A 14,676-nucleotide genomic window follows, 5' to 3' on the forward strand; every position below is an offset into this window, starting at 1 on the left:
ATGCTTACGGCATGTTGTAAGAGTTCTTTTGTGCATGCCTGACTTTTTTTGACCAGGCTCAAGCGAGCCTGGTCGCCGGGTTCAGGTGCGCAGTTTCCGCACACGCTCCGAAGGCGTGATGATGTCGGTCAGACGGATCCCGAACTTGTCGTTGACGACCACGACTTCGCCTTGCGCAATCAGCGTTCCGTTGACGAGCACATCCATCGGTTCGCCGGCCAGTGCGTCGAGTTCGACGACCGAGCCGTGCGCGAGTTGCAGCAGGTTGCGGATCGAGATGCGCGTGCGGCCAAGTTCCACGGTGAGCTGGACAGGGATGTCCAGGATCAGCTCGTAGTCATTCATGTTGCCCGGCCGGGCGCCGCCATCGAAGGTCTGGAAGGTAACGGGCTGGGCAAGGGATTCGGCTTCCTTCGCCGCTGCGGCAGCGTCGGTATCGGCCTGCTCCTGCATGGCTGCAGCCCAGTCGTCTTCACTGATCTGCTCTTCGCCGGTTTCGTTTTCAGCCATGATTGTCTTCTCCTTGCACGCCGAGCTTGGTGGCGATCAGGTTGATTTCCGTGTCTTCCGGCCGGATGAATTTCTCGACCTTGAGGGCGTAATGGCCGCCCTGGATGCCGTACTTGCACTCGAGGACCTTGACGCCATCGACATGCGCTTCGATGTTCTCCGGGACTTCGAGCGGAATGATGTCGCCCACCTTGAATTCGGCCACGTCACGCAGCGACACCTTGGCGTGCCCCAGCGTGGCGGTCAGACGCACGTCGACGCCGTTGATCTGGCGCGACATCAGGCTGACCCAGCGCTTGTCCTGCGTGATGTGGTCAGACTGCATCGTGCTGTAGAGGATGTCGCGGATCGGTTCCACCATCGAATACGGGAAGCAGACGTGCATGTCGGCCTGAGCGCCGCCGAACTCCAGCGTGAAGGAACTCGACACGACGATCTCGCTGGGCGTGGCGATGTTCGCGAACTGCGAGTTCATCTCGCTGCGGATGTATTCGAACTGGATCTGGAACACCGGTGCCCAGGCGCGTTCGTATTCTGCAAACACCACCCGCAACAGACCCTGGATGATGCGCTGCTCGGTGGCGGTGAAGTCGCGGCCTTCAACCCGGGTGTGGAAGCGGCCATCGCCGCCGAACATGTTGTCGACGACCAGGAACACCAGGTTCGGATCGAACACGATCAGGCCGGTGCCGCGCAGCGGCTTCGCCATGATCAGGTTCAGGTTGGTCGGGACGACCAGGTTGCGGACGAACTCGCTGTACTTCTGCACCTTGATCGGGCCCACGGAGACTTCCGCGTTGCGGTGCATGTAGTTGAAGAGGCCGATCCGCAGGTAGCGCGCATAACGCTCATGGATGAGCTCCAGCGTCGGCATGCGGCCACGGACGATGCGCTCCTGCGTGGCAAGGTTGTAGGAGCGTATGCCGGCGCCATCTTCGCCTGCCGCATCGGGCTCGTCGACTTCGCCGGTGACGCCCTTGAGCAGCGCATCGACTTCTTCCTGTGAGAGAAAGTCCTGACCCATGATCAGCCCCTGTGGGAGTGCCTCATCTACTGAACGATGAACTGGGTGAAAAACACCGCCACGACCGGGCCGGTGGCCTCTTCTTCCTTGCCTTTGCCCTTGGCGGACTTCTTCTTGGGCGGCGGCTCCCAGCCCAGTACTTCGTTCATGATCTCCTTCATTTCCTCGGCGAGTGCTTCACGGCCCTCGGGCGTGGTGATCTCGGACGCCTTCTTGCCGGAGAGCAGGGTCAGCACTTCGTGGCGAATCTGAGGCATGTAGGACTTCACGGTGTCCCCCACATGGGCGTCGATGACGCGAACGGAGCTCACGAGCTGCAGGAACTGTTCGCCGTTTTCCGGCTGCAGATTGACGGTGAAGGGCTCGAGCGGCATGAAGACCGGCGGCTTCGAAGGATCGTACTTGGGCCATTCATGCGTCGCATGGGCGGCCTCCTCCGGTTCTTCGTCGGCGGCGGCTTTTTTCTTGCCGAGCAGCAGGAAAGCTGCGCCGCCCGCGACCGCGAGGATGACCACAACCAGCACCGCCAGGATCAGCATCTTCTTGCTTTTCTTCGGGGCGGGGGCCGCTGCTGCGTCTGCTTTCGGAGCTTCCTTGCTTGCCATGTTGCGAGTGTCCTTGTTTCCGGTTTATCGGATTGTGCTGCCCTGTTCGGGCATTCCAAGCCTGGAATAACGGAACTTGAAGGCCCTAAATGAAGGGTGATGTTTCCCCGAAAATCTTTTCTCTTTGCAGAACAGGTGCTTGCGTTCCCCGGTTTTCAGGCAAAGGTGTCGATCATGCTGTTGCCGCGCTGCATGGCTGCGCGGGAGCTGCCTGACACGACCGGGTCGGGCAGGGCGTTGCCGGCATAGCGCGAGAAGGCGGACTGGCTTCGGCCCGCTTGCTGCTGATCAGCCTGGGCCTGGCCGCTCGTGCCGGCGTCCACGCTGGTCTGACCGAGCTGGATGCCGGACTGGGCAAGCACTTCGCGCAAGCGGGGCATGGCATCCTGCAGGGCTTCCCGCGCGGTGGCGTTCGCCGCGACGAAGGCAGCCGTCGCGTGCTCGCCATTGAGATTGATCGACACTTCGATGCGCCCCAGATGCGCCGGGTTGAGAACCAGCTCGGCGCGGCCGTTGTCGCGCGTTGCAACCCAGCTGACTTTCTGGGAAACGTCATCGGCCCAGTTGCGCGAGCTGACCGGCGTGGTGACTTCATGTCGCGGCAGCGGCGCAGCGCTCTGGTTTGGTGTTTCGGTGACCGCGGCGTGGGAGGTACCCGTGGCGGCATGGTTCTGTGCAGCGGCCAGCGTCGAGGCAAAACTCTTGTCGGCTTCCGCATGGGATGCCTTGCCTGCGCGCTCTGTGCCGAGCGCAGCGGTGCTGGCTTCGGTGCTGACTTCCTCCGGCGCGACTTCGACCGGAATCGCTTCGCGTCCTGCGCCACGCTTGCCCTGATCGAGGATGTCCGTTTGCTGTTCGGCGGCTTCCGCGCCGGCCTGAGCCGTGCGGTCGGCATTGCCGGCAAGCTTTGCCGCGCTCGCGGCGAGCGCTGCCGCAGCGGCGGCAGGATCGGTGATCTGGGGGAGGGCGGAAGCGTCGCCGGCCAGCGTGCCCGCGGCCTCATCGCCGCCTTCTTCGGGAAGGGTCTTGTCCTTGCCCAGACCCGTCATGCGGCCCGGCAGATCGAGCAGACGCAGCAGCGCGTCTTCGCTGCCGCTGAGGCCTTCGGTATCCTGGGCGGCTGTCGTGGCGAGCGCCTCATTGCCTGATGCCGTCTTGCTTTCAGCAGGCTCTGCGGATTTTCCGGCGCTCTTCGCTGCAGCCTTTTCGGTGTTGCTCGCGCTGCGTTCCTTGAGAACCTGATAGAACTTCGGCGCGCCTTCATCTGCCTTGGGTTGGACGGCAGCGGGAGCTGCCTGCGGGGTGGGCGCCGGATTGACGAGGAGGGGTGAAATGCTTGCTTCGGCCATGACCTGTTCCCTTGAGAGAAGACGCTACAGCCGCTTCATTGCAAGCGCTGTGCCAGCTGCCGCAAGCGCCCTTACTCCTCGCCTTCGTGCTGGTTGCGGAAGTTCTTCATGGCATGTTCATCGGTCTGGCGCTGCTCGAATTTCTCGTGCCGGGCCGCGGCGAGTTTTTCCTGGCGTTCGTTGAGCGTGTCAAAGGCCTTGGCCCGGGTATTTTCGGCCACCCAGCTCTGCTGCCCCTGCGCGGTGGCCTGCCTTGAGCGCTCCAGCATGAACTGCTGGGCACCGATGGCCTCGTCGAGTTTGGCGAGGAAGTTCGAGTAGTTCCGCCAGGCATTGGGGTCGATGCCGTTGCGTGCGTTTTCCATGAAACGGCTGCTGTATTCCTTGCGATAGTCCTGAAGCAGCTTGAGTTTCACTTCGGCCGCCTGCTCGCCGGCCATGAGCTCACCCAGGCGCCGTGTGGCTTCGTCCACCCGGGTGTGCGCAAGTTCCTGCAGTGTATGGAGGGGGGACTTCTGAACCATGAGAGTGTCCGTCGTTCAATCGTTCAATCAGCGTCCGACGCCGAACAGCTGGTGCAACTGGTTGAGGGTTTCTTCGTAGCCGGCGCGCTCGTCGATCTTCTGCTGCAGGAAGTGCTCAAGCTGCGGATAGGTCCGGACCGCTTCATCCAGCAGGGGATCACCGCCTGGCTGGTAGGCGCCGACCGCAATGAGGTCGCGCGAGCGCTGATAGCGCGAGAAAAGCTGCTTGAAGCGGCGCACCAGATCGAAATGCCCGGGCCGGATCAGGCCATGCATGGCGCGCGAGATCGATTGCTCGATGTCGAGTGCGGGATAGTGTCCCTGGTCAGCCAGCGCGCGTGAGAGCACGAAGTGGCCGTCCAGAATCGCGCGGGCCGAATCGGCGATCGGATCCTGCTGGTCGTCCCCCTCGGCGAGCACGGTGTAGAAAGCGGTGATCGAGCCGCCCCCCTCTGCGCCATTCCCGGCACGTTCGACCAGGGCCGGCAGGCGTGCGAACACCGATGGCGGATAGCCACGGGTGACGGGCGGCTCGCCGATCGCGAGGGCGATTTCGCGCTGGGCCATGGCGTAGCGGGTGAGCGAATCCATGATCAGCAGCACCTGCTTGCCCTGATCCCGGAAGTGTTCGGCAATCGTCGTGGCATAGGACGCGCCCTGCAGGCGCATCAGCGGACTGGTGTCTGCCGGTGCTGCGACGACGACCGAGCGGGCGCGCCCTTCGGCGCCGAGGTTATGCTCGATGAATTCCTTGACCTCGCGACCCCGTTCGCCGATCAGACCGACCACCACCACGTCAGCCGAGGTGAAGCGGGCCATCATCCCGATCAGCACCGATTTGCCCACGCCGGAGCCTGCGAAGAGACCGATCCGCTGGCCCCGGCCAACCGTGAGCAGACCGTTGATGGCGCGGATGCCGACGTCCAGACTGTTTTCAATCGGGGCGCGGGCGAGCGGATTGATCGGGCGGCTCTGCAGGGATCGGGTCTGCACCGTGGCGAGCGGGCCGAGTCCGTCGAGCGGGCGACCTGCGCCGTCGACCACCCGACCGAGCATTTCGTCACCGACCGGCAGATGTTTGGCGCGGTCTGACGCACGCCGGCGCGGCTCGACGCGCTCTGCGGTCGAGGGCGTGGGTTGCAGGGGTTCGTTGGGTATGACGTGGGCGCCCGGTGCGAGGCCGAATACGTCATCCGTCGGCATCATGTAGAGCTTGTCGCCGTTGAAACCGACGACCTCCGCTTCGACCGTGCCGCCGCCGGGGACCAGGATGCGGCAGCCCGAGCCCAGCGGCAGCTTGAGCCCGGCGGCCTCCATGACCATGCCATTGATGCGTGTGAGGCGGCCGACGAGCTGGTAGGAGGGCGCGGCGCGGACGATCTTGCGGCAGTCGCCGAGAAAGTTGCGCCAGACCGGACCGAAGTGTTCGCTCGAGCTCATTCGTCGAGGTATTCCGCTGCGGATTTGCTGAGGCTCTCCACGACCCGGCGCCAGCGGGTTTCGACCCGGGCATCGATCTGACCGCCCGCGGATTCGATGAGGCAGCCGCCACGTGCGATGTCGGGGTCTTCGACGACCCGATGGGCGAGTCCTTCGAAATGCTCTTCCAGGTAGCGGCGCATGAGTTGCGCGTCTTCCGGATTGACGCGGAGCAGCGCGCCTTGCTGCGGCAGGCTGCGCAGCGCTTCGCGCACGACGGCGAGCACGGTGTCGGGACGGGTGGCCAGCGTGTCGCGCACGACCTGGCGGGCGATCTCGATCGCCAGGTTGCGGATGTCTTCCGCGACTTCCTCGTCGAAGCTCGCGAGCGCGTTGTCCAGCCCCTGTATCAACTGGTGAAGCTCGGCGGCTTCCATCCGGCCCCTCGCCGCACCTTCCTCGTAGCCTGCCGCATAGCCTTCGCGCTGCGCTTCGCTGCTGATGCGCTCGAGCTCTTCCAGCGTGGGCAGGGTGATGCCGGGTGCGATTTCCAGCGGCAGGTCTGCCGGGTCGGGTGGCGCGCCGGCAGCGTTCGATTCGTGCGGCGCGGGCTCGGGCTCGACCGGCGCGGGCGCCGGCGCCGGCGCGTCGAACTGGTCGAACTCGAGGCGCCGGAACGCGCCACTGGCCTGATTGCTGCTGATGACCGGGCTCACGAGCGTGCGTCCTTACACGAATGCATCGTCGCCTCCCTTGCCGCCCAGCATGAGCTGACCTTCCTCCGAGAGGCGGCGTGCGGTCTTGAGGATTTCCTTCTGTGCGCTTTCCACTTCGGACAGGCGGACCGGTCCGCGTGTTTCGAGGTCTTCGCGCAGCATCTCGGCCGCGCGACTGGACATGTTCTTGAAGATCTTTTCCCGCATTTCCGGCTGGGCTCCTTTCAGCGCGAGGATCAGCTGGTCGCCCTGGACTTCGCGCAGGATGACCTGGATGCCGCGGTCATCCACATCCATGAGGTTCTCGAAGACGAACATTTCGTCGAGGATGCGCTGGGCGAGGTCCGGGTCGTAGTCGCGAACGTTGTCGAGAATGGCCGTTTCCGCGGCGCTGCCGACAAAGTTGAGAATGTCAGCGGCATGGCGGGTGCCGCCCATCGACGCTTTCTTGAGGCTCGATGCAGAGCCGGAAAGCACCCGTGTGAGTGCTTCGTTGAGCTCCTTCAGCGCGGTCGGCTGCACACCATCGAGCGTGGCGATACGGAGCAGCACATCGTTGCGCAGGCGGTCGGTGAAGTGCTTGATGATTTCACCGGCGTGGTCGTATTCAAGGTGGACGAGAATGGTGGCGATGATCTGCGGGTGCTCGTTCTTGATCAGATCGGCTGCGGTGGCGGCATCCATCCACTTCAGCGATTCGATGCCGGCCGTATCCGAGCCCTGCAGCACGCGTGAAATCAGGTTGGCGGCGCGCTCGTCCCCCAGCGCCTTGGTCAGCATGGTGCGGATCGCCTCTTCGTCAGGCTCGATATGCGAGCCCTTGGCTGCGTGCAGCTGAAGCTCGTCGAGCAAGCCGTTGACCCGCTCGCGCGGCTGGGGCGACATCTTCGCCATGCCCGCGCCGAGCTTCTGCACTTCCCGCGGCGAGAGGTGCTTGAGGATCTCGGCGGCTTCGTCAGGCCCCAGGGTGAGCAGCAGCAATGCGCTCTTTTCCAGCCCTTCGTTAGCGTCCTTCGCCACTTGCGCCTCCCATCCATTCCTTGATCAACTGGGCCACCATCTTCGGATCCTTGGCCGCCACTTCGCGGGCACGTGCCAGCTTCTTCTCGTAGCTCATCTTGGCCAGTTCGAGTTCGAGCACTTCCGGCGGTATGTCGGGGTCGAAACCTTCGACCTGCTCGCCTGCTGCCGCAGCGCCGTCCTCTTCGGACTCGGCGCCTGCGGCTTCGTCGCCGGCTTCCTCCGGTTTGACCGGTTCCGGAACGACGGAGCGGATCAGCGGCTTGATGACCTTGAAATACACGATCAATGCGACAAGCAGCGGTGCCAGCCAGCGCGCCATCTCCTTGGCCAGCGCGATCATGTCCGGGTCCTGATAGAAGGGCAGGGCTGCCAGTTCCTGTTTCGCGATCTCGGTGAAGGTCGTGTTGGTGACGTTGATGGTGTCGCCGCGCCGCTCGTTGTAACCGACGGCCTCTTTCACCAGATCGTTGATCTTGCGAACCTCGGGCTCGGTGAGCGCCACGCTCTTGGGATTGCCCTTGTTGTCTTTCTCGACCCGGTTGTTGATCACGACCGCGACCGACAGGCGCTTGACCTGGCCAGTGGCGCGACGGATGTGCTGCACCGTCTTGTCGACTTCGTAATTGGTGGTTGCTGTACGGCTGGTGTTGGTCAGCACGGGGGATGATTGCGTGGTCTGCGGCGGCACCTGCGGATTGGTGATGGGGGCAGTGGCCGGCACCGGCGGCTGGTTGGTGAGGGCCCCCGGCACGCCTGCAGGGTTCGGAGACTGATTGATGTTTTCCGCGGTCTGCTGGCTGCGGATGGCAGTGTCCGGCGCAGGATTGGGCTTGTAGGTTTCGGAGGTCTGCTCGGCTGCATCGAAGTCGACGTCGGCCATCACCTGGGCGCGGAAGTTGTCCTTGCCCAGCACGGGCTCCAGGATCTGCTGGATGCGCGAGATATAGCTCGTTTCAACATTGCGCACGTATTTGAGCTGGGTGTCGTCCAGCGAGAAGCCATCCTGCTTGCGTTCGCGCGCAAGCAGATTGCCGTTCTGATCGATGACGCTGACCTGGTCTGCTTCCAGGCCGGGCACGCTCGACGCAATCAGGTGCACCATGCCGGCGATCTGCTCGTCGCTGAGCGTGCGACCCGGGCGCAGATTCAGCACCACGGACGCGGTGGCCTTCTGCTCGTTGCGCAGAAAGGCGGTCTGTTTCGGAATCGCCAGATGTACCCGCGCTGCCGAGACTGCGCTGATGGACTGGATGGTGCGTGCCAGCTCGCCCTCGAGCGCACGCTGGTAATTCACCTGTTCGTGGAACTGCGACATGCCGAGCTTCTGCTGCTCGAGCAGCTCGAAGCCCACCGAGCCGCCCCGGGGCAGACCCTGTGCGGCCAGGGTCAGGCGCAGTTCATTTGCACGACCCGCCAGCACCAGGATGGAAGCGCCGCCGTTCTCGACCTTGTAGGGAATGTTCTGTTGCTGAAGGGCGGCGACCACCGCGCCGCCGTCCTTTTCATCCAGGCCCGAGAAGAGCACGGAGTACTGCGGCTGCTGGCTCCACAGCCAGACCCCGACGAGCAGCGAGAGCGCCAGTGCCAGCGCTGCGGCACCAGCCATTTTCTGGCGCGCACTCAAGCGTGCGAAGTTCGCCGAAATGGTCTGCAGGGGCGACGCCGGCGGGGTCGGTAGTGCTTCTTCAGCCATGGAGTGCTCCGGAGGGGCCGTTCAAGGGCGGCTTTTTCATACGGAGCGATTGTGCATGCGGCTCGTCAAGCGGCACGCGGCAATAAGCGGCAGGATTTGCCGGTTAATCCGGGCCTTCCGGCGCTTGCCGCGGGCATACAGTGGCGGCGTTCTCCATGCGTCCGGATGAAACATGAACCTCACTCCCTTGCCGATGGATGCCGCTGGTCTGGCTGAAGCCTTCCAGGCTTTCGCCCGTGCGTCCGATGAGCTGACCCAGGCCTATAACGGGCTCCAGGGGCAGGTCGGCGAGCTCACCGAGCGTCTCACGCTGCTGATGGCGGCGCTGCCTGCCGGTGTGGTGCTGATTGACGCCAACGGCTGCATCGGCCAGCTCAATCACGCGGCGGTGCGCATGCTGGGGCCGGTGCCCTCGGGCACGCCCTGGTCCCTGTTGCGAGATCGGCTGGCTGATACCGAAACACCGGGCGAATTCCTGCTGCCGCACGATGATGGCGAGTTGCGCGTGTCATTGTTCGAAACGCCCCAGGATACGCGGGGCGGCCGCATCGCCCTTCTTCACGACGTCACCGAAGCCTGGCGGCTGCGCCAGCAGACCGCACGCAATGAAAGGCTCGCCGCCATGGGCGAGATGGTGGCCGGGCTGGCGCATCAGCTGCGTACACCGCTCGCCGCCGCGCTGCTCTACACCGGGCATATGGGCAATGCTTCGCTGGACGACGAAACCCGCAGCCGGGTATCGAGTCGCGCACTCGAGCGTTTGCGCCATCTCGAAAAACTGATTCACGACATGCTGATCTTCGCGCGGGGCGAGGCGCTCGGGCGCGAATCCTTCGGCGTGTGCGAGCTCACCGCCGAACTCGCTCACACCATCGAGCCGGTGGCGGACCGGCGTGGTGTCGGTTTTCGCGCATCCTGCGGCGCAGGTGGCAGCAAGCTCTTTGGAAACCGCAAGGAGATCGCCAGCGCCTTGCTCAATCTTCTGGAAAACGCCATTCAGGCCGTCGGCGACGGCGGCCAGGTAGCGCTGGACGCGGTGCTGGACGAGCAGCAAGCCGTTTTCTGCGTGCGTGACAACGGCAAGGGCATCCCGGCCGAGCTTCAGGCACGTCTGTTCGAGCCCTTCTTCACCACCCGCGCCGATGGCACCGGACTCGGTCTCGCGATTGCCCGCGGCGTGGCCCGCGCGCATGGCGGCGATATCCGGCTGCGCTCGGCACCCGGCGAAGGTACCGAGTTCTCATTCTTCCTTCCGCTGGCGCCCGAACCCGTCAGCGAACCCACCGGAGTTCCGCAATGCTAGAAATCCTGAACATCCTGGTCGTTGATGACGATGAAGCGTTGCGTGACGCCATCAACCTGATCCTGGAGGCGGCAGGCCACCGCGTGTCACTGGCGGCCAGCGGCCCCGAAGCGCTCGAGCTGCTCGAGCGCAAGCGCTTCAATCTGGTCATTACGGATCTGCGCATGGATCCTATGGATGGCCTCGAGCTGCTCGCCCGCATCCGGGCGCTCAATCCCCGGCTCCCGGTGCTGCTGATGACGGCATTCGGCGACGTCGACAAGGCGGTGGCGGCCATGCGCGGGGGGGCCTGCGAGTTCCTCATGAAGCCCTTCGAGTCCGAAGCGCTGCTCGAAAACGTCCGCCGCTATGCGACCGTAACCCCAGAGCAGGACGACATGATCGCGGAGGATCCGCGCACCCGGAATGTGCTCGCGATGGCGGCACGGGTGGCTGAAACCGATGCGACGGTGTTGCTGACCGGCGAGTCGGGCACCGGCAAGGAAGTGTTCGCACGCTATGTGCACCAGCACTCGCGGCGAAAGAACGGCCCTTTCGTGGCGATCAACTGCGCCGCGATTCCGGAGAATCTGCTTGAAGCCACCTTGTTCGGTTACGAAAAAGGCAGCTTCACCGGCGCCCAGAGTTCGCAGGCCGGCAAGTTCGAACAGGCTCAGGGCGGCACGATCCTGCTCGACGAAATCTCCGAAATGCCGATGGGGCTGCAGGCCAAGCTCTTGCGGGTGTTGCAGGAGCGCGAAGTGGAGCGGGTGGGGGGCAAGAAACCCGTGCCGCTGGATATCCGCGTCCTCTCCACTAGCAACCGGGACATGTTGCGGGAAGTGCAGGGTGGGCGTTTCCGCGAAGATCTCTACTACCGGCTGAATGTTTTCCCGGTCGAGATCCCCAGCCTTCGCGAGCGGCCGGCCGACATCCTGCCGCTGGCGCGCCATTTCATAGAACGCCATGGCGAGCGGATCGGCAAAACGGCAAGAATTGCCGGCAGTGCGGCGGAAATTCTTGCCGCCTGGCGCTGGCCCGGCAATGTACGGGAGCTCGAAAACACCATTCAGCGCGCCCTGATTCTGGCGGCCGGAGATTCGATCACCGGCGAGGACGTCAAGCTCTGCCTGCCCGGATGGGGGACTGCAGCGCGTCCGGCGTCTCCCGCCGTGCCCGTGCCGGCCATGAGCGGCTCCGATGCCGGGTGGCAGGAAAAACCGGCAATGAATGCCGGCGGAATGGATGCCCGGACCTGGGCCGGCATGATTGCTCCCCTGAATCAGGAATCTTCACCGACAAACATGCGGGATCTCGAAAAGCAGCATATTCTTGATGTGTTGCGCTCGGTGGGCGGCTCTCGCAAGAAAGCCGTTGAAAAGCTGGGGATTTCCGAGCGCACGTTGCGTTACAAGCTGCAGCAGTACCGGGACGAAGGCTGGGTCGAATCGTGAGCAAACGGCATTCTTCTCAGGCACGGAATCTGCTAGCAGCTTCATAAAGCTACGGAGCCCACCATGGATACACGCGCAATTGAACAGATGCTTGGCCAGATGCGAGCCGCGACCGATGTGGCCGCAGGCAAGAGCACGGCTGCATCTGCTGCCGGCGGCGCGGATTTCTCCTCGGCGTTGCAGAACGCGATGGCCGAGGTGAGCCAGGCGCAGCAGTCTGCCCAGCAGATGGCTCAGGATTTCTCTTCTGGGAATTCCGAGGTGAACCTGCAGGATGTGATGGTCAATCTCCAGAAGGCCAATCTCTCCTTCCAGCAGATGGTGCAGGTTCGCAACAAGCTGGTCTCTGCCTATCAGGACATGATGAACATGCAGGTCTGAGGCGCCCCGCCTGCAAACAAAGGCCGGCTTTCGCCGGCCTTTGTTTTTTCAGCAGGCCTTGCCGAGCACGGAGGCGGTCGCAATCAGTTCGTCGAGCAGCGCCATGGAGGCGGCGCCGCTGCCGACGAAGGGATCCAGCGTGGGTTTTTCCGAATGCTTGAGCAGCAGGGAGGGATTGACCTTGGCCAGATTGACCTGGCCCATGGTCCAGCTCGCGAAGCGGCGTTCCTGGATTTCCTCGTAGGAGAGCAGGCGCACGTTGCTGTGCCGGTCGTCACGGGCGATATGGTTGTAGAGCTCGCAGACGGCATCCCGCCCGCCTTCAAGCACCTGCATGAAGATGTCCCCGCTGTAGCAGAGGATGCCGGTGATGCCGTTGGCCGGATTGTGCTGACGCGATTGCGCCAGGATGCCTTCAATGAGTTCGGGCGTGAGCGTGCTGGAGGCACGACTTGCATAGAGCAGGCGGACGAGCATGGTGTGTGGGCTCCCTCAGGGGTTGAGCTTGATCAGCGAGAGAAACTCGCGGCGCAACGATGCGTCCTTCAGGAAGGAGCCGCGCATCACGCTGTTGATCATCTTGGTCTGACTGTCTTTCACGCCGCGCCAGTGCATGCAGAAGTGATCCGCTTCCATGACGACGGACAACCCATCCGGGCTGACCTTGTCCATGAGCAGGTTGGCGACCTGGGTGATGGCTTCTTCCTGGATCTGGGGGCGGCTCATGATCCACTCGGCAAGACGGGCGTATTTGGAAAGCCCGATCAGGTTCGAGTGCTCGTTGGGCATCAGCCCGATCCACAGCTTGCCCATGATGGGACACAGGTGGTGGGAGCATGCACTGCGGACCGTGATCGGGCCGACGATCATCAGTTCGTTGAGCCTCTCGGCGTTGGGAAACTCGGTGACGGGCGGCTGCGGAACGTAGCGACCGCGGAAAACCTCGTTCAGGTACATCTTGGCCACACGGCGCGCGGTGTCTTGCGTGTTGTGGTCGCTCGTGGTGTCGATCACAAGGCTTTCCAGAACGCCCTTGAGCTTGCCTTCGACTTCGGTGAGCAGCTCATCGAGTTCTCCCGGCTCAATGAAGGCCGAGATATTGTCGTTGGCATGAAAGCGCTGCTGGGCGGCGCGGATGCGCTGGCGGATGCGGTCAGAGACCGGGAGTTCAAGGGATGGGGGCAGGTTGTTGTCGGGCATTTTTCTGCTTTCTCTTCTGCGGGATCAGACGCAGCTTAGCCGATTCGGGCGAGACCCGCGATGCATGCCGTGATGGCGAGAGTAGCGCAAAGCACCGGGGGCCGCGGAGAGCCGGCAATCCGCGCGCTCGGGCGGTCGGCCGGGCCTGGCAGTACGAGCTTGCGACTTTGGCCTTAGAATGACCCGCACAGCCGCAGGGTGGCTGTGCCTCTTGTCTTCCACGAAAGGAACTGAAGTGTCTGATGCAGTGCAACGCGCCGATTTCGATCGCTACATGGTCCCCGTATTCGCCCCGCTGGACATGATTCCCGTGCGAGGCGAAGCTTCGCGACTGTGGGATCAGCAAGGCCGTGACTACATCGACTTCGGTGCTGGTGTGGCCGTGACGGCGTTGGGACATGCGCACCCGGCTCAGGTGAAGGCCTTGACCGAGCAGGCCGGCAAGCTCTGGCATGTGTCGAACTACTACACCAACGAGCCTGCGCTGCGCCTGGCGAAGAAGCTTTGCGACGCGACGTTTGCCGAGCGGGTGTTCTTCTGCAATTCCGGGGCCGAGGCCAACGAGGCCGCGTTGAAACTCGCCCGCAAGCGGGCGGTGAACAAATACGGTCCGGAAAAGATCGACATCATCGCTTTCAATGGCAGCTTCCACGGCCGGACGTTCTTCACCGTGTCCGTGGGCGGACAGGCCAAATACTCTTCCGGCATGGGGCCGAACCCGGCCGGCATCATCCATGTGGATCTGCATGACGAAGCCGCGGTCCGGCGTGCGGTGGGGCGCAACACCTGCGCCATCATCGTTGAACCCATCGTGGGCGAGAGCGGTGTGGTGCCTGTGGATCCTGCTTTCCTGCGTTTGCTGCGTGAGCTGGCGACTGAGCATGACGCCGCCCTGATCTTTGACGAGGTCCAGTCCGGCAACGGTCGTACCGGCGCGCTGTATGCCTACATGAATACGGGTGTCGTTCCGGACATCATGACTACCGCCAAAGGTATCGGTGGCGGTTTTCCGATCGGCGCCATGCTGACGACGGCGGCGATCGCCGACGAACACTTCACGCCCGGCGTTCATGGCAGTACTTTCGGCGGCAATCCGCTGGCCTGTGCGGTCGCTGAGGCCGTGTTCGACGTTATCCGCTCGCCCGAGGTCCTGGAAGGCGTGCGGCGCAAGGCGGCCCACGCGGCCCGTCGCCTGCGTGCCATGGGGCAGCAGTACGGCCTCTTTTCCGAGGTGAGGGAGTCCGGACTCTGGCTGGGCTGCGAGCTTGCCGGGAGCATGCAGGGCAAAGCATCTGCCTTCATGACGGCATCTGCCCACAACGGGGTGCTTCACATCGTGGCCGGCCCCAATGTCATCCGGATCGCGACTTCGCTGGTCATCAGTGATGAGGAACTGGACGAAGGGCTTGATCGCCTCGAGAAGACCTGCGCGCAGTTGAGTGCGCGCTGATCTGCAGAAAGAGTGGCGGGATGGCGTGTCCCGCCATGCATGGCCG

15 protein-coding genes are annotated in these 14,676 nt (G+C 63.5%); 4 read left to right on the forward strand and 11 right to left on the reverse strand.

What is annotated here, in order from left to right; all coding sequences use genetic code 11:
• Positions 1 to 81: 81 nt before the first annotated feature.
• From fliN to fliF, 9 genes are all read right to left on the reverse strand, one after another.
• A complete protein-coding gene (gene fliN, locus ABDB87_RS10795; RefSeq protein WP_345926818.1) occupies positions 82 to 510 on the reverse strand; it encodes a flagellar motor switch protein FliN in 429 nt (142 codons plus the stop codon).
• Positions 503 to 1,534 (reverse strand): flagellar motor switch protein FliM, encoded by a 1,032-nt coding sequence (gene fliM, locus ABDB87_RS10800; protein WP_345926820.1) that lies wholly within the window; start codon positions 1,532 to 1,534, stop codon positions 503 to 505. Before fliM ends, fliN begins: the two co-directional genes overlap by 8 nt.
• Positions 1,535 to 1,560: 26 nt before the next feature.
• Positions 1,561 to 2,139: a flagellar basal body-associated FliL family protein gene (locus ABDB87_RS10805; RefSeq protein WP_345926822.1), complete on the reverse strand. Its 579-nt coding sequence runs from the start codon at positions 2,137 to 2,139 to the stop codon at positions 1,561 to 1,563.
• A gap of 155 nt (positions 2,140 to 2,294) precedes the next feature.
• Complete coding sequence (locus ABDB87_RS10810) at positions 2,295 to 3,488, reverse strand: flagellar hook-length control protein FliK (RefSeq protein ID WP_345926824.1); 1,194 nt, start codon at positions 3,486 to 3,488, stop codon at positions 2,295 to 2,297.
• A gap of 71 nt (positions 3,489 to 3,559) precedes the next feature.
• Complete coding sequence (fliJ, locus tag ABDB87_RS10815; RefSeq protein ID WP_345926827.1) at positions 3,560 to 4,012, reverse strand: flagellar export protein FliJ; 453 nt, start codon at positions 4,010 to 4,012, stop codon at positions 3,560 to 3,562.
• A gap of 27 nt (positions 4,013 to 4,039) precedes the next feature.
• On the reverse strand, positions 4,040 to 5,452 hold the full coding sequence (gene fliI, locus ABDB87_RS10820; protein WP_345926829.1) for a flagellar protein export ATPase FliI: 1,413 nt from the start codon (positions 5,450 to 5,452) through the stop codon (positions 4,040 to 4,042).
• Positions 5,449 to 6,147: a FliH/SctL family protein gene (locus tag ABDB87_RS10825; protein ID WP_345926831.1), complete on the reverse strand. Its 699-nt coding sequence runs from the start codon at positions 6,145 to 6,147 to the stop codon at positions 5,449 to 5,451. The genes fliI and ABDB87_RS10825 overlap by 4 nt, the downstream gene beginning before the upstream one ends.
• A 12-nt stretch (positions 6,148 to 6,159) precedes the next feature.
• Positions 6,160 to 7,167, reverse strand: coding sequence for a flagellar motor switch protein FliG (gene fliG / locus ABDB87_RS10830; protein WP_345926833.1), 1,008 nt, complete (start codon positions 7,165 to 7,167; stop codon positions 6,160 to 6,162).
• Positions 7,151 to 8,863, reverse strand: coding sequence for a flagellar basal-body MS-ring/collar protein FliF (fliF, locus tag ABDB87_RS10835; RefSeq protein ID WP_345926835.1), 1,713 nt, complete (start codon positions 8,861 to 8,863; stop codon positions 7,151 to 7,153). Before fliF ends, fliG begins: the two co-directional genes overlap by 17 nt.
• A gap of 172 nt (positions 8,864 to 9,035) precedes the next feature.
• Between fliF and ABDB87_RS10840 the strand changes: the two genes are divergently transcribed.
• The 3 genes from ABDB87_RS10840 (at position 9,036) to fliE (ending at position 11,980) form a co-directional block, all read left to right on the forward strand.
• Positions 9,036 to 10,166 (forward strand): sensor histidine kinase, encoded by a 1,131-nt coding sequence (locus tag ABDB87_RS10840; RefSeq protein ID WP_345926837.1) that lies wholly within the window; start codon positions 9,036 to 9,038, stop codon positions 10,164 to 10,166.
• On the forward strand, positions 10,160 to 11,599 hold the full coding sequence (locus tag ABDB87_RS10845; protein WP_345926839.1) for a sigma-54-dependent transcriptional regulator: 1,440 nt from the start codon (positions 10,160 to 10,162) through the stop codon (positions 11,597 to 11,599). The genes ABDB87_RS10840 and ABDB87_RS10845 overlap by 7 nt, the downstream gene beginning before the upstream one ends.
• A 63-nt stretch (positions 11,600 to 11,662) precedes the next feature.
• Positions 11,663 to 11,980, forward strand: a complete 318-nt coding sequence (fliE, locus tag ABDB87_RS10850) for a flagellar hook-basal body complex protein FliE (protein ID WP_345926841.1) — start codon at positions 11,663 to 11,665, stop codon at positions 11,978 to 11,980.
• 48 nt (positions 11,981 to 12,028) lie between these two features.
• On the opposite strand, the gene ABDB87_RS10855 is transcribed toward fliE, so the two are convergent.
• A complete protein-coding gene (locus ABDB87_RS10855; protein ID WP_345926844.1) occupies positions 12,029 to 12,457 on the reverse strand; it encodes a BLUF domain-containing protein in 429 nt (142 codons plus the stop codon).
• 15 nt (positions 12,458 to 12,472) lie between these two features.
• Positions 12,473 to 13,180 (reverse strand): GTP cyclohydrolase I, encoded by a 708-nt coding sequence (gene folE, locus ABDB87_RS10860; protein WP_345926845.1) that lies wholly within the window; start codon positions 13,178 to 13,180, stop codon positions 12,473 to 12,475.
• Between the two features lie 235 nt (positions 13,181 to 13,415).
• On the opposite strand from folE, the gene ABDB87_RS10865 reads away from it, so the two are divergent.
• Positions 13,416 to 14,630 (forward strand): acetylornithine/succinyldiaminopimelate transaminase, encoded by a 1,215-nt coding sequence (locus ABDB87_RS10865; protein WP_345926847.1) that lies wholly within the window; start codon positions 13,416 to 13,418, stop codon positions 14,628 to 14,630.
• Positions 14,631 to 14,676: the final 46 nt, after the last annotated feature.

It is taken from the genome of Uliginosibacterium paludis (genome assembly GCF_039631355.1).
Taxonomy (GTDB): domain Bacteria; phylum Pseudomonadota; class Gammaproteobacteria; order Burkholderiales; family Rhodocyclaceae; genus Uliginosibacterium; species Uliginosibacterium paludis.

What these genes read in the sequence shown, in the direction of transcription:
- fliN (WP_345926818.1), bottom strand. Translation starts at nt 510, where the DNA reads ATGGCTGAAAACGAAACCGGCGAAGAGCAGATCAGTGAAGACGACTGG.
- fliI (WP_345926829.1), bottom strand. Translation starts at nt 5,452, where the DNA reads ATGAGCTCGAGCGAACACTTCGGTCCGGTCTGGCGCAACTTTCTCGGC.
- ABDB87_RS10845 (WP_345926839.1), top strand. Translation starts at nt 10,160, where the DNA reads ATGCTAGAAATCCTGAACATCCTGGTCGTTGATGACGATGAAGCGTTG.
- ABDB87_RS10805 (WP_345926822.1), bottom strand. Translation starts at nt 2,139, where the DNA reads ATGGCAAGCAAGGAAGCTCCGAAAGCAGACGCAGCAGCGGCCCCCGCC.
- ABDB87_RS10855 (WP_345926844.1), bottom strand. Translation starts at nt 12,457, where the DNA reads ATGCTCGTCCGCCTGCTCTATGCAAGTCGTGCCTCCAGCACGCTCACG.
- fliE (WP_345926841.1), top strand. Translation starts at nt 11,663, where the DNA reads ATGGATACACGCGCAATTGAACAGATGCTTGGCCAGATGCGAGCCGCG.
- fliF (WP_345926835.1), bottom strand. Translation starts at nt 8,863, where the DNA reads ATGGCTGAAGAAGCACTACCGACCCCGCCGGCGTCGCCCCTGCAGACC.
- fliM (WP_345926820.1), bottom strand. Translation starts at nt 1,534, where the DNA reads ATGGGTCAGGACTTTCTCTCACAGGAAGAAGTCGATGCGCTGCTCAAG.
- ABDB87_RS10840 (WP_345926837.1), top strand. Translation starts at nt 9,036, where the DNA reads ATGAACCTCACTCCCTTGCCGATGGATGCCGCTGGTCTGGCTGAAGCC.
- ABDB87_RS10810 (WP_345926824.1), bottom strand. Translation starts at nt 3,488, where the DNA reads ATGGCCGAAGCAAGCATTTCACCCCTCCTCGTCAATCCGGCGCCCACC.
- folE (WP_345926845.1), bottom strand. Translation starts at nt 13,180, where the DNA reads ATGCCCGACAACAACCTGCCCCCATCCCTTGAACTCCCGGTCTCTGAC.
- fliJ (WP_345926827.1), bottom strand. Translation starts at nt 4,012, where the DNA reads ATGGTTCAGAAGTCCCCCCTCCATACACTGCAGGAACTTGCGCACACC.